Origin of the sequence: Pantoea sp. YU22, assembly GCF_003970755.1 — a bacterium.
In the GTDB taxonomy this organism is placed as follows: Bacteria; Pseudomonadota; Gammaproteobacteria; order Enterobacterales; family Enterobacteriaceae; genus Pantoea; species Pantoea piersonii.
On the sequence record NZ_RYDU01000008.1, the window covers coordinates 1 to 17,306 of the forward strand.

The 17,306-nt window shown below is 57.0% G+C and carries 20 protein-coding genes, 1 tRNA gene and 1 pseudogene; 10 read left to right on the forward strand and 12 right to left on the reverse strand.

What is annotated here, in order from left to right:
* A partial coding sequence (locus tag EKL29_RS12805) for an IS1 family transposase (RefSeq protein WP_000179205.1) occupies window positions 1–215 on the reverse strand: 215 nt, incomplete at its 3' end.
* A gap of 55 nt (window positions 216–270) precedes the next feature.
* Here EKL29_RS12805 and EKL29_RS12810 point away from each other — a divergent pair.
* Window positions 271–339 (forward strand): annotated as a pseudogene (locus EKL29_RS12810) (transcriptional regulator RcsA); the annotation flags it as partial.
* 137 nt (window positions 340–476) lie between these two features.
* Complete coding sequence (locus tag EKL29_RS12815; RefSeq protein WP_126689873.1) at window positions 477–2,189, forward strand: methyl-accepting chemotaxis protein; 1,713 nt, start codon at window positions 477–479, stop codon at window positions 2,187–2,189.
* Window positions 2,190–2,303: 114 nt separating this feature from the next.
* Here the strand turns inward: EKL29_RS12815 and dsrB are convergent, their stop codons facing one another.
* Together dsrB and EKL29_RS12825 are read right to left on the reverse strand one after the other, a co-directional pair.
* Window positions 2,304–2,498, reverse strand: a complete 195-nt coding sequence (dsrB, locus tag EKL29_RS23300) for a protein DsrB (RefSeq protein WP_179256392.1) — start codon at window positions 2,496–2,498, stop codon at window positions 2,304–2,306.
* Between the two features lie 53 nt (window positions 2,499–2,551).
* A complete protein-coding gene (locus tag EKL29_RS12825) occupies window positions 2,552–2,710 on the reverse strand; it encodes a YqaE/Pmp3 family membrane protein (protein WP_120453564.1) in 159 nt (52 codons plus the stop codon).
* Window positions 2,711–3,069: 359 nt separating this feature from the next.
* Here EKL29_RS12825 and EKL29_RS12830 point away from each other — a divergent pair, with 359 nt between their 5' ends.
* The 3 genes from EKL29_RS12830 to EKL29_RS12840 all read left to right on the forward strand — a co-directional run bounded on the left by EKL29_RS12830 (window position 3,070) and on the right by EKL29_RS12840 (window position 5,692).
* Window positions 3,070–3,303, forward strand: a complete 234-nt coding sequence (locus EKL29_RS12830; protein WP_126689874.1) for a DUF2525 domain-containing protein — start codon at window positions 3,070–3,072, stop codon at window positions 3,301–3,303.
* A 346-nt stretch (window positions 3,304–3,649) separates the two neighbouring features.
* The gene (locus EKL29_RS12835) at window positions 3,650–4,438 is read left to right on the forward strand and encodes a mannosyl-3-phosphoglycerate phosphatase-related protein (RefSeq protein WP_126689875.1); all 789 of its coding nucleotides are present in this window, start codon (window positions 3,650–3,652) and stop codon (window positions 4,436–4,438) included.
* Window positions 4,439–4,471: 33 nt separating this feature from the next.
* Window positions 4,472–5,692 (forward strand): glycosyl transferase, encoded by a 1,221-nt coding sequence (locus EKL29_RS12840; RefSeq protein WP_120453558.1) that lies wholly within the window; start codon window positions 4,472–4,474, stop codon window positions 5,690–5,692.
* Here the strand turns inward: EKL29_RS12840 and dgcQ are convergent.
* The 6 genes from dgcQ to EKL29_RS12865 all read right to left on the reverse strand — a co-directional run bounded on the left by dgcQ (window position 5,689) and on the right by EKL29_RS12865 (window position 9,714).
* Window positions 5,689–7,338, reverse strand: a complete 1,650-nt coding sequence (dgcQ, locus tag EKL29_RS12845; protein ID WP_126689876.1) for a cellulose biosynthesis regulator diguanylate cyclase DgcQ — start codon at window positions 7,336–7,338, stop codon at window positions 5,689–5,691. The genes EKL29_RS12840 and dgcQ overlap by 4 nt on opposite strands.
* Before the next feature lie 109 nt (window positions 7,339–7,447).
* Window positions 7,448–7,627, reverse strand: a complete 180-nt coding sequence (locus EKL29_RS12850; protein ID WP_126689877.1) for a YodC family protein — start codon at window positions 7,625–7,627, stop codon at window positions 7,448–7,450.
* Window positions 7,628–7,804: 177 nt separating this feature from the next.
* Window positions 7,805–7,936, reverse strand: coding sequence for a hypothetical protein (locus EKL29_RS23305; RefSeq protein ID WP_257025846.1), 132 nt, complete (start codon window positions 7,934–7,936; stop codon window positions 7,805–7,807).
* A gap of 41 nt (window positions 7,937–7,977) precedes the next feature.
* Window positions 7,978–8,889 carry a DUF808 domain-containing protein gene (locus EKL29_RS12855; protein ID WP_126689878.1) on the reverse strand — a complete coding sequence of 304 codons (912 nt, stop codon included), beginning with the start codon at window positions 8,887–8,889 and terminating at the stop codon, window positions 7,978–7,980.
* Between the two features lie 10 nt (window positions 8,890–8,899).
* The gene (locus EKL29_RS12860; protein WP_126689879.1) at window positions 8,900–9,172 is read right to left on the reverse strand and encodes a hypothetical protein; all 273 of its coding nucleotides are present in this window, start codon (window positions 9,170–9,172) and stop codon (window positions 8,900–8,902) included.
* 65 nt (window positions 9,173–9,237) lie between these two features.
* Window positions 9,238–9,714 carry a very short patch repair endonuclease gene (locus tag EKL29_RS12865; protein WP_120453548.1) on the reverse strand — a complete coding sequence of 159 codons (477 nt, stop codon included), beginning with the start codon at window positions 9,712–9,714 and terminating at the stop codon, window positions 9,238–9,240.
* Window positions 9,715–9,912: 198 nt separating this feature from the next.
* On the opposite strand from EKL29_RS12865, the gene dcm reads away from it, so the two are divergent.
* Together dcm and EKL29_RS12875 are read left to right on the forward strand one after the other, a co-directional pair.
* A complete protein-coding gene (gene dcm / locus EKL29_RS12870) occupies window positions 9,913–11,307 on the forward strand; it encodes a DNA (cytosine-5-)-methyltransferase (RefSeq protein WP_126689880.1) in 1,395 nt (464 codons plus the stop codon).
* A gap of 115 nt (window positions 11,308–11,422) precedes the next feature.
* Window positions 11,423–13,006 (forward strand): methyl-accepting chemotaxis protein, encoded by a 1,584-nt coding sequence (locus EKL29_RS12875; RefSeq protein WP_120453544.1) that lies wholly within the window; start codon window positions 11,423–11,425, stop codon window positions 13,004–13,006.
* Window positions 13,007–13,055: 49 nt separating this feature from the next.
* Here the strand turns inward: EKL29_RS12875 and EKL29_RS12880 are convergent, their stop codons facing one another.
* Window positions 13,056–13,307: an Arc family DNA-binding protein gene (locus EKL29_RS12880; RefSeq protein ID WP_120453542.1), complete on the reverse strand. Its 252-nt coding sequence runs from the start codon at window positions 13,305–13,307 to the stop codon at window positions 13,056–13,058.
* A gap of 78 nt (window positions 13,308–13,385) precedes the next feature.
* Window positions 13,386–14,084 carry a phosphohydrolase gene (locus tag EKL29_RS12885; protein ID WP_120453540.1) on the reverse strand — a complete coding sequence of 233 codons (699 nt, stop codon included), beginning with the start codon at window positions 14,082–14,084 and terminating at the stop codon, window positions 13,386–13,388.
* Window positions 14,085–14,688: 604 nt separating this feature from the next.
* Between EKL29_RS12885 and EKL29_RS12890 the strand changes: the two genes are divergently transcribed.
* The 3 genes from EKL29_RS12890 to EKL29_RS12900 all read left to right on the forward strand — a co-directional run bounded on the left by EKL29_RS12890 (window position 14,689) and on the right by EKL29_RS12900 (window position 16,483).
* On the forward strand, window positions 14,689–15,366 hold the full coding sequence (locus EKL29_RS12890) for a hypothetical protein (protein WP_120453538.1): 678 nt from the start codon (window positions 14,689–14,691) through the stop codon (window positions 15,364–15,366).
* A 161-nt stretch (window positions 15,367–15,527) separates the two neighbouring features.
* Complete coding sequence (mtfA, locus tag EKL29_RS12895; RefSeq protein ID WP_126689881.1) at window positions 15,528–16,304, forward strand: DgsA anti-repressor MtfA; 777 nt, start codon at window positions 15,528–15,530, stop codon at window positions 16,302–16,304.
* Window positions 16,305–16,407: 103 nt separating this feature from the next.
* Window positions 16,408–16,483 (forward strand) — tRNA-Asn (locus EKL29_RS12900).
* Between the two features lie 68 nt (window positions 16,484–16,551).
* On the opposite strand, the gene EKL29_RS12905 is transcribed toward EKL29_RS12900, so the two are convergent.
* The gene (locus EKL29_RS12905) at window positions 16,552–17,304 is read right to left on the reverse strand and encodes an alpha/beta fold hydrolase (protein WP_126689882.1); all 753 of its coding nucleotides are present in this window, start codon (window positions 17,302–17,304) and stop codon (window positions 16,552–16,554) included.
* Between the last annotated feature and the right edge of the window lie 2 nt (window positions 17,305–17,306).

The window sequence follows — 17,306 nt, forward strand, 5'->3', positions numbered from 1 at the left end:
ATGCGGGCGGTTGCCCGGCATCCAACGCCATTCATGGCCATATCAATGATTTTCTGGTGCGTACCGGGTTGAGAGGCTGTGTATGTGAACTGTAACTGCCATGTTTTACGGCAGTGAGAGCAGAGATAGCGCTGATGTCCGGCAGTACTTTTACCGTTACGCACCACCCCGTCTGTAGCTGAACAGGAGGGACAACTGATAGAAACAGAAGCCACTGGAGCACCTCAAAAACACCATCATACACTAAATCAGTAAGTTGGCAGCATCACCCAGGTTATCTATCATGTGGTGCGCTTAACCGATAATGTGACGTCGGGCATCTATGTCAATGTGAGATAGTCAGTCAGCGAAAGAACCGGCCAGCCAGGCCGGTTTTTTTTTCTGCCATTTTTGCGAGCCAGATCGCACTCCCTCCCCTCACCCTTTTCCTTTCTCTGCCGATGTTAGTCTCATAACCCCGACATGAGATCAAGGATATGAACACCTCACTAACGTCTTCTACGCCGTTCAAGGCTGGCCTGTGGCGCAACCTGCGCCTGGTGCCGCTCTTTAGTATGATTTTCGGCGGTATTCTGCTGCTGTTCGCCCTCTGTATCGCTCTTGCCAGTTACTTTCTGGTACAGAGTAACCAGTCGCTGCGGGACGCCACCGATGAGATCCAGGTACGCATGGGGATCTCCAACAGTTCAAACCATCTGCGCACCGCACGACTGACGATTATTCAGGCAGGCGCCGCCGCCCGCATCGGCGAAATGGATGAGTTCAAAGCCAGCATCGCCGCTACCGAGAAGCGCATTCAGCAGGCGCAGGAAGGCTTCAAGGTTTATCAGAATCGCAAAGTCAAAACGCCTGAGGATATCGCGCTCGACGGGCCGTTGACGGCGCGTTTCAACGACTATGTTGAGAAAGGCCTGAAGCCGATGATTAACGCCGGCAAGCAGGGCAGTTTTGAAGGCATCATTGCGCAGGAGACCGATGTTACGCGCAAACTCGACAATGCCTATAACGAGGTGCTGCTGCAGGCAATCAAGCTCCGTACCCAACGCGCTGATGCCATTAATGCTGCGGCAGAACACCAGTCGCGCCTCGGCTTTATTGCCATGGCGGTCGCCTTCGTCGCCGCCTTGCTGCTGACGCTGGTGACTTTCATCTTCCTGCGTCGCGTCGTGATCAATCCGCTGCGTCAGTCGGTAACGCGCATCGAGCGCATCGCTCAGGGCGATCTCACCGCGCCGCCAGAACCGCACGGCCGCAGCGAAATCGGTACGCTGCTGCATAATCTGCAGCTGATGCAGGATTCGCTGGTGAAAACGGTTGGTACGGTGCGCGAAGGCGCGGTAGCGATCTATCAGGGCTCCGGCGAGATCTCAGCCGGCAATACCGACCTCTCCTCCCGTACCGAGCAACAGGCCGCCGCGCTGGAGCAAACCGCCGCCAGCATGGAGCAGCTGACCGCGACGGTGAAGCAGAACGCCGAGAACGCCCACCACGCCAGCCAGCTGGCGGCAGACGCCTCTGGCAAGGCGCACAGCGGCGGCGAACTGGTGAACGGCGTGGTTAAAACCATGACCAATATCTCCGGCAGCTCGAAGAAGATCGCCGAAATCACCAACGTCATTAACAGTATCGCCTTCCAGACCAATATTCTGGCGCTGAACGCCGCGGTGGAAGCGGCGCGCGCCGGTGAGCAGGGTCGCGGCTTCGCGGTAGTGGCCAGCGAAGTGCGCAGTCTGGCGCAGCGCAGCGCCCAGGCGGCTAAAGAGATTGAGTCGCTGATTGCGGAGTCGGTCAATTTGATCAAAGACGGTTCGCATCAGGTGGGTGAAGCAGGTGAAACCATGGGCGAGATCGTCGAGGCGGTACGCCGCGTCACAGATATTATGTCGGAGATCGCCGCCGCCTCAGATGAGCAGAGCCGTGGCATTCAGCAGGTAAGCCAGGCCGTCACCGAGATGGATAACGTCACGCAGCAGAACGCCTCGCTGGTGGAAGAAGCCTCGGCAGCGGCCGCGTCTCTGGAGGATCAGGCAGGCAAACTGACCAAAGCGGTCGCCGCCTTCCGCCTGCAGGATACGCCTGCGAGTCCAGCCGCGTCGTCCGGCGCTGCCCTGCCCGCGTTAAAATCACCGCTCGCTACTCCGCGTCCGGCGCTGGCAACCGCAGGCAATGACAACTGGGAAACATTCTGACGCTGATAAGCAATAAGGATGCGTTTTAGTAAAGTAGATTAAGCATTAAATAAGGCGCCCGATGGGCGCCTTATTATTTGCAGTAAACAGGAGAGACAGGCGTAAATAGCGCGTTTACTTCTCCAGATAAGGCTCAACAAATATCCCTTCCGGATGGTCGCCCTCATTAAAAAACCAGATGCCTAACGGATAATCTTCCAGCGCCACCAGATACATGACGCCTTCATTAAACGGCTCTACGGCGAGGATAGTGCCGAGGCGGCGCGGGCCGCCATCGGTTTTCACGGTGACGCGGTCATTGACCTTCATGCACGTTGCTCCTGATGATTTTCCTGGCATCAGTGTAAACGAAGAGGCTCGCCTCAGCGACGCGCAATTACCCAAACCGCATGGACAATACCGGGAATATAGCCGCACAGCGTCAGTAAAATATTGAGCCAGAACGCGCCGCCAAAACCAACCTGCATAAATACGCCCAGCGGCGGCAAAATAATGGCGATAATGATGCGTAACAAATCCATGGTCTCTCCTTGTCGCGTCAGGTTTTAACTTCGCTGCTAACTATAGACGATGTGGCTGATTAGAAAGGAAAAATCAGGTAAATTTAAGTAAGTGCGCACTTTTTCGCTTTCTTTACGTTTCGCAACAAGACTTCTGACACGGCTACCTTTTACACTTTCCGCACTGCCCCACCCCAAAGGGGCAGTCAACCTAAAAGTAACAAGGATTTTGCCCGCGCAGCGCGGGCTTTTTTTTACCCGCCTTTCTCTCTTTCACAGATTCATTCGCCAGCCTCGCCCGCCAGCTATACTTAATCGATCCGCCGCAATTTGTGGTCGGAGAAAGCCTGTAAATCCTTTTGTTAAAAAGGAGAGCGATAATGGCACAGACAAACAAAAGCGGTACCGATCTTCAGCACGATGAAACACCTGACGTGGACTCGCTGCTGGAAAGCCTGCCGGGCAGCAGGCAGGACTCCCCCAAATCGCTTCCAGAGGCGGATAACAGCCGTCATCTCAGCACCGGCGGCCGAGCCTGGGGAAGCAGTATTGAGCTGGCAGATGAGTATGAACTGGATATTCGCGACTGCACCTGCAATGAAATGAATCGCTAACCGCGCGGCAAAAAAATACCCGGCAGGGAGCGCCGGGTAAACAACCACTTAATTCGTTACACCAGGAAATTCTTGACACCTCAGCAGAGTACGCTTGCCCTGCGTTAAGACAAGCGCTCCCTGTGCACAAGCCTGCTGCTTTTCCCGCCAAAGTCGCGCTTAAGTTACCGGGAACAGCCTGAATCCAGCGGCTTTCGTCCATGCACTCTTTGTGCATCCCGCCTCGCTTAACCGTTGCGTTTTAAGAATTATCCTGGAAGTGCTGCGCGACAGGCGAAAAGAAGGCGCAATCGTTCATCAACTATAATACTGAAAATCCGCCAGTTAATGTCGCAAGGAGCCTGCTATGCCCAGTTTGCAACAGCCGCTGTTAGTCATCACCGATCTGGATGGTTCCCTGCTCGATCACCATACCTACCGCTGGGACGCCGCCGCAGAGTGGCTGGCCGAACTGCAGCGTTACCAGGTGCCGGTCGTGCTCTGCTCCAGTAAAACCGCCGCTGAAATCGTGCCGCTGCAAAAGCGTATTGGCCTGACAGGTATTCCCTTTATTGCTGAAAATGGCGCGCTGGTGCAGATGTCAGCGCAACGATGCGTGCGCATTCCCCCTGAAAGCCCCGGCTACGACGCGATCTGTCAGACGCTCAGCACGCTGCAGCTACGCTTTCGCTTTCAGGGTTTCTGCAACTTCAGCCATGCTGAGGTGGCGGCAATGACCGGCCTTACCGAAGGCGAAGCCACGCTGGCGCGTCAGCGAGAGGCCTCAGAAGTGATTGTCTGGCGCGATGACGAAGAGAAGCTGGAGGCGTTTCGCGCCGCGCTGGCACAGCATCAGCTGCAGCTGACGCAGGGCGGCCGCTTCTGGCATGTGATGCCGACAGGCAGCGGCAAAGGCGAAGCGCTGCGCTGGCTGCTCGGCCAGTACGACCATGCCCCCACCACTATCGGCCTCGGCGATGGCCCCAACGATGCACCCATGCTGGATGCGGTTGACTACGCCGTCGTGATCAAAGGCTACAGCAAAACGCCAGTCTCGCTGACCAGGCAAGATACGCAGCAGATCTACCATACGGCGCATTACGGCCCCGAAGGCTGGAAAGAAGGCCTTGACTATTTTCTGAGCCAGCCAGATTAAGCCGCACCCACTGTTTATCAAAAGGATAGCGCGATGAGTGATTTTTATCAGAATGGCGTGATTACCAATTTCCATAATCTGACCGACCGCAGCGTAGAGTCGCTGGAAAAAGAGATGGTGCGCTTTGCGCGCAAACGCAAAATGGGGCTGATTCTGCCATCGCTCTTCTCAGAACTGGAAGGGCCGGCGCTGGGAAATATCGTCGATGAGCTGGCGAAAGTGCCCTATCTCGACGAGATCGTGATTGGCCTCGATCGCGCCGACCGCGATCAGTTTCTCTACGCGCGCGAATTTTTCTCGCGCCTGCCGCAGCGCCACCGTATTTTATGGAATGACGGCCCGCGCCTGAAGGCGATTGATGCCGAGCTGGATAAAGAGGGGCTGTCACCCTCCCAGCCGGGCAAAGGACGCAACGTCTGGTTCTGTACCGGGTTTACGCTCGCGTCGGATCGCACCCAGTGCGTGGCGCTGCACGACTGCGATATTGTCACTTATGAACGCGGTATGCTGGCGCGCCTGCTCTATCCGCTGGCGAATCCGGCGTTCCAGTATGAGTTCTGCAAAGGCTTTTACGCGCGCGTCGCCGACGGCAAGCTTAATGGCCGCGTAGGACGCTTGCTGGTGGGTCCGCTGCTGCGCTCGCTGCAGAAGGTCTATGGCCACTCCGAGTATCTCGACTATCTCGCCAGCTTCCGCTATCCGCTCTCGGGCGAGTTCGCCATGCGCACCCATGTGCTTAACGGCATTAAAATTCCCGGCGACTGGGGGCTGGAGATTGGCGTGCTGTCGGAAATTTACCGCAACTACACCACGCGCCAGACCTGCCAGGTGGAGATCGCCGACAACTATGACCACAAACATCAGCCGCTGGCTGAAGATGACGGCACCGGCGGCCTGAAGCGTATGAGCAGCGATATCGTGCAGTCGCTGCTGCGCAAACTGGCGACGATGGGCGTACCGCTCACCAGCGACTCCTTTCGCGTGCTAAAGGCGACCTACTACCGCAACGCGCTCGATATGATGGAGATCTACAACCATGAGGCAGCGATGAACGGCCTGAAGTTCGATCAGCACACCGAAGAGGCGGCGGTGGAAATGTTTACCCAGTCGATTCTGGAAGCGGGACAGGCGTTTATTGAACGCCCTAACGACAAGCCGTTTATTCCCAGCTGGAGCCGGGTCCAGTCCGCCTTCCCCGATATTCTGCAGCGTATCTATCAGGCGGTGGAAGAGGACAACGACGGCAAGGTTTAACCGTCAGCTACCACGCGGTTGCGGCCCTGACTCTTCGCCAGGTAGAGTCGGCGGTCCGCTTCCGCCTGTAAGCGCGTCGCCTGGTAATCCCCCTGCTCTTCGCTGCTGGCGACACCTGCGGAGAGCGTCACGCTAAAGCAGCGGCTGGCATTCACCAGAATGGTTTTGGCCGCCAGCCGCTGACGCATACGCTCCGCCACCTTTTGCGCATCTGCCAGCCCGGTATCAGGCAGCACGACGCAGAACTCCTCGCCGCCTACGCGCCCGGCCAGATCCTCTTTACGCAACGCCTGAGCGATAATCGCGGCGACGCGCATCAGCGCCTGGTCGCCAGCCTGATGGCCCCAGGTGTCATTGACAGATTTAAAGTGATCGATATCGAGCTGAATCACCGACAGCGGCGCATTGAGCTGCTGACAGCGCGCTGTCTCAGCCTCAAAGCGCTCAAAAAAGGCGCTGCGGTTGAGCAGACGCGTCAGGCCGTCATAGCTGGCGCGCCACTCCAGACGGGCAGAGAGCTGGCTCAACCGCCGCACCAGACGAACGATAACCTGATGCGTCACCAGCAGCAGCAGAATGAACAGCAGCCACATCGCGAGCATAAAAAGCATGGCGCGCCCCAAATCCTGCCGTAGCCCCTGCGCCAGCGTTTGCTGATTCAGCAGGTAGCCGTCCACGTTTTTCAGCCTGCGCCAGCTGATAAACTGACTCTCCAGCCGCAGCGCGCCCTGCGGCTGACGCGCCATTTGTGCGTAGAGCCGCCGTCGCGCGCCGTCGCTCAGCGCTTTACCGTCCGATGCATTGAGCGCCGCCAGGGGCTGTTGCGCTTTGTCCAGCAGCACCACGCTGCCCTGCAGCGCGCTGTGGCGCATACTGTTCAATAACCTGGCGATACGCTGCCGGGTAAAATCCATCGACAGCACGCCATACCAGTAGCCGTCGCTAAACACAGGTGTGCTGACCGTAAGCATCGCGCCCTCATCGTTCGCGCCCTGATAAACGCCGGACCAGCGTAGCTGCTGAGAAGAAGCCAGAGCCGAGATCGCACGGAACCAGGGACGCGATACGATGGTGGCATAGCTGGCGGAAATCGCCGACAGGCTCTGCGGCGGACGCGAACTGATAAAAAAACCGGCGCGCGAGGTGTACCAGAAGCGCGAATGGAAATCGGCCTCCGCATCGCTGAACTGCATAATAAAGCTGAACTCCAGCGCCGCGAGCAGCTCGCCGTCAAGGCGTGCCGGATCGCGTTGCAGCAGGTTATCCTGCGCCAGCCCGCTGTCGCCGACGCCGTTTATCGGCATGCTGCGCGGCATATTGAGCCGCAGCTGCCAGGCGGGCTGACGGCGCAGCTGATGAAACTCCGCCAGCGCGCGCCGGCCGTGATCGGCATCAAGCGGATGCGACAGCGCGTAAGTGAACATGCGGCGATAATAGATCAGCCCGTCGATGCTCTCCTGAAACTGGCTTTCCAGCCCGTTCTGCATATCTACCAGCGCGGCACGCTGCCGATCTTCATAGTTCGCATGCAGTGTATAGAGCTCGCGCAGAGTCAGAAAAAAGGAGAAAAGAAAGACCGCTAAAAACAAGAGGTGAACACGCAGCTCGGGGCGTAACGTTCGGACGGAGAGCGGCAAAACAGCCATCAGCAACGATGCTCCGAATAACAAAGATCAGGCGATTATAGCAGGCGTGGTGGATCAGAAAATGCGGGAAGTCACGGGGGATGAACAAAGCATCCCCGTTGGATGGGGCTTAGCTGACGAGCTGTGATTCAGGAACAGAGTGGCTAAGCTCGTCCTGATGAAAGGCTTCGCGGCGCACGGCATAGCCGTCATACCAGCGGCACTCTACCATTCCGCTGGCATAGCCAGTCACAACCATAGCGGGGCCGCCCTCTTTATGCTGAACTTCATCGCTAATCGTAAAGCTCATTTTGCATTCTCCTTTTGACCGTTAACAGAACCTTTCTATCTATAGCAGCCATCCGGACATCCTGCCTGTTAAGGCATGCAAAAAAGCGTAAATTCAGAATAAAGCAGTAAGATATGTTGAAAATAAAAAAAGCGGATAAAAATTATTATCCGCTTTTAACATCTGAAGGAGCTGAAATCAGATTTTGCAGCCTTCGCAATCCGCTTCGTCGCCTGCATCGTCCGGCACTTCATTGACCTTTTCCGCCGCTCTGGCTTCAGCCTGCTCCAGCTGGGCATCAATATCAAATTCAAACATATCGTCGTTCATCGCGTCTCCTCTTCAGACTACACATCATATGGCAGTGCGCTTTATACCGATTTACCGCGCAGTTTAGCAATCAGATTCACCGCCAACAGCACGATCGACCCAACGATAAAGCCGAGCACCAGGTTAGCGCCGTTGCTGAGCAGGCTGGCAACCAGCCCGTTCATATCGCCGGTGATCGCCTCGATCAGATGATGCAGCGGCTCCAGGCCATGTACGATAATGCCGCCGCCGACCAGAAACATCGCCAGGGTGCCGACCACCGTGAGAATTTTCATCAGCCAGGGGGCGAACCCCAGCAGAAAACGACCGATGCCCTGCGCGACCGCCGAAGATTTCTCATTCAGCCAGTAGCCGAGATCGTCGATTTTCACGATAGCGGCGACGATGCCGTACACGCCGATGGTCACCAGAATGGCGATGCCGGCGAGGATCAATACCTGATTCAGCAACGGAGCGTCAGAAACGATGCCGAGCGTAATGGCGACGATCTCCGCGGAAAGAATAAAGTCAGTGCGCACAGCGCCTTTGACCTTGTTCTTTTCAAATTCGCGCGGGTCCTGCTGCGCCAGCTTATCGAGCCGCTGCTGGCGCGCCTCCGGGCTTTTCTCCTGCTTATCATGCTGCAAACTGTGCAGCACTTTTTCCACCCCTTCATAGCAGAGGTAGGCGCCGCCTATCATCAACAGCGGCGTAATAAGCCAGGGCGCGAAAGCGGAAATCAGCAGCGCCAGCGGCACCAGGATCAGTTTATTAAGAAACGAGCCCTTCGCGACGCCCCACACGACCGGCAGTTCGCGATTGGCCTTTACGCCCGTTACCTGCTGCGCGTTTAACGACAGATCGTCTCCCAGCACGCCAACGGTCTTTTTCGCCGCCACTTTGCCCATGACGGAAATATCATCCAGAAGTGTTGCAATATCATCTAATAAAGTCAGTAAGCTGGATCCTGCCAAAATCTCTTCCTTATTCCGGTTCGTTATGTTGACAACAGGGACAGCGCTCCAGCGTCGCGGCGGTTATCTCAGCGATGCCGTCGCACTCCCACTCTACGCGGACCGCGCCTGACAGCTCGCCTGCATGCAGGTATTTGCTGACCGGGCTTTCCGTCATGCCGGTAATCTCCTCCGTCGCGACCAGCGTGTCGCCGACATAGACGCGCGCCGTCGCATGAGCATTGACCATGCGCTCGTCGCGCAGCTGATAGAGGCGTTTTACCGTCAGTTTAATACTGCTCATCCAGAACTCCTGCTCGCGGGGGAAGGCGAAATCTAACCCGGCGAAGTCGACAAGGCAAGGCGGCCTCAACGCGGGCGATAGTGCTGAATACCGTTGTGATCGATCTCCGCGCTCTGGTCCATCGCCAGCAGCCACTCCTCCAGTCGCTCCTGCAGATCGCTGTCGCTCAGCCGCAGCTTATTGCGCAGCGCGCACTCCCAGATAATCAGCACTTTCCAGCCGCTCTCCTGCAGCTGCCGCACATAGCGGTTATCGCGCTCTACGTTGCTGTTGATTTTGCCGACCCAAAATTCCGTGCGCGTCGCCGGCACCTTAAAGAGATAGCAGTTATGGTGATGCCAGAAACAGCCGTGCACAAAGATAATCGCCTGCTGCTCAAGCAGAACGAAATCGGGACGGCCGGGCAGGTTTTTATCCTGAACGCGGTAAGCAAAACCGCGATCCTTTAACAGCTGCGCCACCCGTAGTTCGATGGCGGTGTCCTGCTGGCGTATCGCACGCATATTTTTGCTGCGGGTCGTGCTGGAGTGTACATCGGCCATGGCGTCTCCTTTTTGCCCTATCTATCAACTTTAGTCGGACTCAATAAAAGCGAAAGCTTCCGCTGCGGTTAACGAGGCGGCGACCGGCGGGTAAAATCCCGACGATGCGTCATGCAGCCGGCCGTTAGGCATCGACCGCCAATTTCTTCGAAGCCAGAGGAGTGTTAGCATAGCCCGTTCACAGTTAAGGAAAAACGCATGCTTGCCGATGACGCCACCGCAATGACGGAACCCGCTTCTCCCCTGCTCTCTCCCGATAGCGAAACCGCTGACCTGATGCGCCAGGTGCTGGCGATTTATGCCGCGCGCGATTTAGCGGCGAAATTCCATCAGGCGGGCTTCCGCGACTGGACGCCGCAGCAGCTGACGCGGCTGCGGCAAAACAAAAGCGCGTTGCCGCCGCTGAGCGAAGGCGAATTAACGCTGTTGCGCAGCCTGCTGCCTGCGCGTCCCGCCCATTATGACAACCCGCAGTTTCGCTTCATCGACCTCTTTGCGGGCATTGGCGGCATCCGGCGCGGTTTCGATGCCATCGGCGGAAAATGCGTCTTTACCAGCGAGTGGAATAAAGAGGCAGTGCGCACCTACAAGGCGAATCACTACAGCGATCCGCAGGAGCACCGCTTCAATACCGATATTCGGCACATCACCCAGCCCGCAGGTCTGCGCGACGAGGCGGCCATCTATCGCCATATCGACGCGGAGATCCCCGATCATCAGGTGCTGCTGGCCGGTTTTCCCTGCCAGCCCTTTTCGCTGGCAGGCGTCAGCAAAAAGAATGCGCTGGGCCGCGCGCACGGCTTTGAGTGCGAAGCCCAGGGTACGCTGTTTTTCGACGTGGCGCGCATTATCGCCGCTAAAAAGCCGCCGATCTTCGTGCTGGAGAACGTTAAAAACCTGAAAAGCCATGATCAAGGCCGCACCTTTGCCGTCATTATGGCGACGCTGGATGAGCTGGGTTACGACGTGGCAGACGCCGATGCCGACGCGCCGGACGCGAAGATTATCGACGCGCGCCACTTCCTGCCCCAGCACCGAGAGCGCATCGTGCTGGTCGGCATCCGCCGTGACTATCCGTTCAGCAAAGCGCTGTCGCTGCGTCAGATCCAGCAGCACTATCCAGCCGCGGTGCCGAGCCTGCAAAGCCTGCTGGAACCCGAGCCGGAGGAGAAATATATTCTTTCCGCGCAGCTGTGGCGTTACCTCTACGACTACGCCAGAAAACACAAAGCGAAAGGCAACGGCTTTGGCTTCGGGCTGAACGATCCGCGTAAAGCTGACGTCTGCGTACGTACCCTGTCGGCTCGCTATTATAAAGATGGTTCGGAAATCCTCATCGATCGCGGCTGGGATCAGGCGCTGGGCGAAGCGGATTTCAGCAATGCGGAAAATATGGCGCGTCGGCCGCGTCGCCTCTCGCCGCGCGAATGCGCGCGCCTGATGGGCTTCGAAGCGCCAGGCGAGCACCAGTTCCGCATTCCGGTTTCCGATACGCAGGCCTATAAGCAGTTCGGCAACTCGGTTGTGGTGCCGGTTTTCGCCGCCGTGGCACAGCTGCTGCTGCCTATTATCAGGCAGTTAAATAACGCGTAACAGGACCAGAGTTTAGCTTAGTAACGCGCATTATGCTGTTTTTTCAGCAATGCGCCCTCTGTCACAAAGTTGTCACGCAACCGGCGAATACTCGCTTTTATTTTCGGGTTGCGCTATGTCCTCCATCACTCTTCTTAAACGCCGTTTTCGTCTGCGTAAGCCGGGGCTTCCCGGCTGGCTCAGCAGTCTGCGCGGCAACTTCACCCTGTTTGTTATCCTGTTCTGCCTGCTGCAGGCGCTGGGCGTTACGCTGCTCACCGCGCAGGTTAATCATACACAAAGCGCGCTGGTAGAGACCGCGTCGCTACGGGAAAGGCTGGCCCTGCTTGATAAAGCGCGTATTGAACTGCTGACCGCCAGCGACGACAGCCATCGCGCCGGTATCTATCTGATGCAGGACCAGCAGAGCGGCTCGGTAGACAGCTGGAAAAGTCTGGCCGACAGCGCCAGCGCGTCGCTGCAGCAGGCGAAAACGCTTTTCGCTGGCTATCACGCTGCGGACAACAGCCCGCTGGCGCAGGGCTTTACCCTGCTGGCGCAAGGGCTGGAAGAACAGCTGAAAGGATTAAAGGATAATCAGATCGACGCCTTTTTTATGGTGCCGATGCAGGCCTATCAGCAACAGTTCAATGACGCCTGGTTCGCTGAAATCGACGCGGCAAACAAAGAGCTCGGCGCGGTTAACCACAGCACGCTGGAGAGCATGACGCACAGCCGCAACCTGTCGCTCATCGTCAGCGCGCTGCTCTTCTCGCTGCTTATTACTGGCGGTGTGCTGCTGGCGCGCGGCGTGATTACGCCGCTGCGTCACGCCAGCCACCAGCTACAGCAAATTGCAACCGGCGATCTGCTGTCGCCGCCCGCCGCCGGACGCTTACAGGCGCGAGAAACGCAGCAGTTGTTCAGCGCCATGGCGGAGATGCGTCAGGGGTTACGCCATATCGTGCATGAGATTAATACCATTGCTGCCAGCGTGGCGGCAGGCGCGGGCGAGATGCAGCAGCATAACGCGCGCGTCAGCGAGCAGCATCAGGCGCAGAACGCCAGTTTCACCCATCTGTCGCAGCGGCTGCGTCGCGTCGCGGAAGAGGTGGAAACCAGCGCGCAGGTATCGCAGCAGGCGACGCAGCAGGCGTACGATGCCGATACGCTGATGCAGCAGTGCGTTTCGCGGGTGGATGAGATGGAGACGCAGATGCGTCAGATTGTCGACGCCTCAGGAGATATCGCCGGTATCGTGGAGATGCTGGAGAGTCTGTCGCTGCAAACGCGCCTGCTGGCGCTTAATGCGGCGATTGAATCCGCGCACGCCGGGGTTTACGGCCGCAGCTTTTCCGTGGTGGCGAAAGAGATCGGCATGCTCTCCAGCCAGAGCAGCGGTTCGACGCAGCGCATCGACGGGTTGATCCAGCATACGCAACAGCATGTCACGCAGGGTTTTAACAAGGTTAAGGTGCTGGAGAAGCTGTTTCAGACCATCAGCGGCGCCGTGGCCGCTATCGCCGGGCAGCTTCAGGCGCTTCAGCAGAACGCAACGGCGCAAAGCAAGCGGGTCAGCCATATCGCCGCCGAGATCCATAAGCTGGATGAGACGCTGCAGGCCAGCGCCGGACTCAGCACGCAGCAGCAGCGCGCGGCTGATACGCTTCAGCAGCAGGCAGCGCGGCTGGCGCAGAGCGTACAGCAGTTCCGCATCTGATATGCCCAATTAACGCCCATAAAAAAACCCGTCTTGCGACGGGTCTTATTTATTTCTTCTTCTTGCTCTGTTTCTTCAGTAGAGCACGCAGCTGCTTAACCTCATCCGCGGAAAACGCGTTTGACGCGGTCTCTTCCGTATCCTGGTTATCTACCGCCGATGCGGTGGGCGGCAACAGGCTCTCCTGTAGACGCTGAACAATCTCCTGACTCATTGAGATCTGATTTTCCAGCGCCAGCTGTTTAATCTGCTCCTTCAGCGCCGGATCAATCTTAATCGTCAAATTTACCGTATCAGTCATTCCGTTACTCCCTTCGTTATTTATCCACAACGTAGCGGAAGTCACTAACGTTTAACAGACTGTCATAAAAATTTAATATTAGGCGCGTATAGGGCTAAAATCGCGCAGCACCGATTCGTCGATGCTGGTGAGGTTGCCCTGCAGCTCCGCGCACAGCTTGGCCATATAGCGCACCAGGAAATCCGCATTATGCTGCGCCAGCGCCCTGCCCGCTTCGGTTTGCATCGTATCCGGCAGCCGCAGCAGCTTCTTCTGGAAGTGATCGAGCGTCCAGTTTACATCGTTAAGCTCGCGCATTTTGCCGAGCGGATCGTCACTGTCAAACAGCGGACGATTAAGCGCGCCGGCCGTGTAGAACACGCGCGCCAGGCCAATGGCACCCAGCGATTCGAGACGATCGGCATCCTGAACGATCTTCGCCTCCAGGGTTTCCGGCGCAATGGCGGCGCTAAAGCTGTGTGCTTTAACCGCATGGCTTACCGCCGGGATCAGCGCGGCGGGAAAATCGGGGAAATCCTGCGTCAGGATGCGTGCGGTCTCTTCTGCAGCATAAGTAGAAGCCAGATGGCGTTCGGGATGATTTTTCGGCAGGTTTACCACGTCATGAAAGTAGCAGGCGGTCAGAACCACCAGCGGGCTGGCGTCGCTACCTGCCATAATGCGTTGGGCGCTCATCCAGACGCGGCGCAAATGGGCGATATCATGCGCCTTGTCATCATGAACCCAGTTAATCTGAAACCAGCTTTCGAAGCGCGTTTGCCAGAGTGAGAGCGACATGGCTTATCTCCCTGTTAATGTTTGGGTATCGGTCTTTACATCAGACCGTACGCAGTGGGACGTCATCTTACCGAGTAGCTGATGACAAATTTTTGACACAGGGTGGTTTAAATTCGCTGTGATAAAACCGGTTTCGAAAAAAAATGAGACCGGGATCGAGTTATAGCGCTAATTCAAGCACTATCCCAGTTTTTAACAAACTTTCAGCATTAACCCATATCAATTATCTTAAGCAAATCTTATTAATATTAGGCGAAACGGCCTCGCTGAGTTCGTTTCTACATGTACAACCAGCGGCAGTATCGTCCAGGATGAATCAGTATATCTGCGCTTTGTGAAGGTTAAAGAATCTGAAAAGGTTTCAAAAACGCCCGATATAACGTACTGTATTCGGGTTATACCAGGTAAGGGACCACTTAGTAGACTCGGTCTGGTGCGTTTTTTGCATTTTCGCTTTTTCCTAAAGGCAAATCGTTGTGTTGCCGTTACTGTAAGGCGACAAATTGTTAAGCAGATTGATGTAAAGTCATCACGGCTGAGCGCAGGCGCAAGACAGCGATTGAATGTGTGTCAACCGGGTTCTATTTATATTCAGAGGTAATCAATGAAAGAACGGCCGATTCTTTTTTCCGAACAGCGGGTTCGCGCCCTGTTGGTTGGCCAGCAAACCCAGACCCGGCGCATCATGAAAACGCAGACTTTCGGACCAGGTCAGGATCATCATGAAGGCGTACACGCTTTCGACGTTAACGCTAACCATCTGCACGGCTACAAGCTTATGTCGATGGCCGATATCAGCCAGCACTGCCCTTATGGCAAGCCGGGCGATATTTTGTGGGTGCGCGAGACCTGGCGTGGACCTATCGTGCCTGAAAGCGATCTGGCAGAGTATGAACGCGATCCGTCGCCGTTCCGCCTGCCCGCGTTTTGCCAGTACCGCGCCGATAACAACGAGCTGGGGCATCATAGCCAGGGCGGACCGGAAGCCGATCAGTTCGGCTGGCAGACCGCCATCCATATGCCGCGCTGGGCCAGCCGCATCAACCTGCAAATCACCGCTGTACGTGCGGAGAAGATCCAGGATATCAGCGAAGATGACATTATGGCTGAAGGCGTGCAGACCGATTCGCACTTCCTGAATAACTTCTTCACCATGAATATGAATGCGGAATCGCCTAAAGAGGCCTACCGCAAAGCGTGGCAGAAGCAGTACGGCGCCACCAGCTGGGAAGTCAACCCCTGGGTCTGGGTGATTGAATTTGCGCGCGTCGAGCGCAATTAACATCGCTTTGCGGGCTGAATCACAGACAAATTGCATGCTAAGCGGTTGAATAGACAGCTTTCATCCCTGCAGCCAGATCAAGGTGCCAGCGACCGCTTCGGATGCTGGCATTTTTTCTGGCGCGTCAGGGTCGCGAGGGGAATCCGTCAGCGAGTACTGCGATGTTTAAATGGCCGTGGAAAAACGATAACCGCGCTTCCTTTGTCGAGCTGCCCTGGCAACAGGGGCTGGCGCAGCCGGTATTTAGCTGGCTGGACGAGGATGAGCAGCAGGCGCTGATCGCCATGGCGCAGCGTTTCCTGCAGCAAAAGAGACTGGTGCCGCTGCAGAATGTCGAGCTTGATGAATTGCGCAGCGCGCGCATCGCTCTGCTCTTCTGCCTGCCGGTGCTGAAGCTGGGGCTGGAGTGGCTCGACGGCTTTCACGACGTGCTGATCTATCCAGAACCTTTTGAAGTCGCCGACAGCTGGGAAGATGAACAGGGCCTGGTGCATCACGCCGCCGCCGTCCATGCCGGACAGAGCTGGACGCAGGGTCCGATTGTGCTCAACTGGCTCGACCTTCAGGATGCGTTCGATCTCTCTGGCTATAACCTGGTGATCCACGAAGTGGCGCACAAGCTGGATGCACGCGGCCGCGGCTACACCAGCGGCATACCGGTGATGGCGCTGCGTGATGTTGCGCTGTGGGAAAAAGATCTGCGCGCCGCCATGGAAGAAATCGAAAATGAGGTTGAGCTGGTCGGCGAACAGGCCGCGACTATCGATCCTTATGCCGCCAGCGATCCCGCCGAGTGTTTTGCCGTGCTGTCCGAATACTTTTTTACCGCGCCGGCGCTGCTGTTTGAGCGCTTCCCGGCGATGTACCGCCACCTGAGCCAGTTCTATCGCCAGCATCCGCTACCGCGTTTTGCGCAAAATTCGCCGCATTCCGCTTAATCCGCGATCGCTTTGCTGCAAAGCTAGCCAGTTGAATGCTAATGTGTTTTTCGCTGTTGACACGCCGGAGCGCGGCCATTAATATGCGCCCCATCGAAACGATTCCTCTGTAGTTCAGTCGGTAGAACGGCGGACTGTTAATCCGTATGTCACTGGTTCGAGTCCAGTCAGAGGAGCCATATTAAAGAAGCCCGCTCAGGGAAACCTGAGCGGGCTTTTTGCTGTGGTGACTTTGCCGCTAACAGACTCAGAGTTCGCGGCGCGCAAACGCCAGCATCCGCTCCGCCAGCGCTTGCGGAGTTTGCATTGGCAGCAGATGGCCGGCGCCGTCGATAATCTCCAGCTCGCCCTGCGGCAGATGGGTGCGCATCACTTCCCGCTGCGTCTCAACGCCCGGCACGTTGCCGTCTTCGCTGCCCAGCACCATCATGGCGGGCAGCTCAAGGCGGCCGATTTGCTCGCGCAGATCTTCCCGGCTGCCGTGCAGCGCCCAGGCGTGAAAGGCGGCAGGCGCGGCGCTTTGCGCATCGGCAATCGCCACCTCGCGCAGCACATCCGGCAGAGGCGCGGAGCAGGCACCGTCGACAAAGCTTTCCGCCTGCTGACGCGTTCCCTGATATTCCGCCTGCGTCTGGCGATCCTGTTCACTCATCGGCTGCGGGCCAGGCGGCGATGGCGCCACCAGCACCAGCCGTTGCAGATAATCAGGCTGTCGGGCGGCAAGCGCCATTGCCACCTTCCCCGTCATGGAGTGACCGACAAGGATCACCTTTTTCAGCTGCAGCTGGCGGAGGGTTTCATCGACCTGGTTCGCCATTGAGGCCACATCATAATCTTTGATGTCAGTTGCGTCGCCAAAGCCCGGCATATCTAACGCCACGCAGCGGGAAGCGCGATCGAGATAAGGCAGTGCTGGAAACCAGGTGCGGTGCGAGCCGCCCAGATAGTGCATCAGTACAAATGTTGTTTCGCCCTCTCCCTGTAAGCTGTATGGCAGCATAA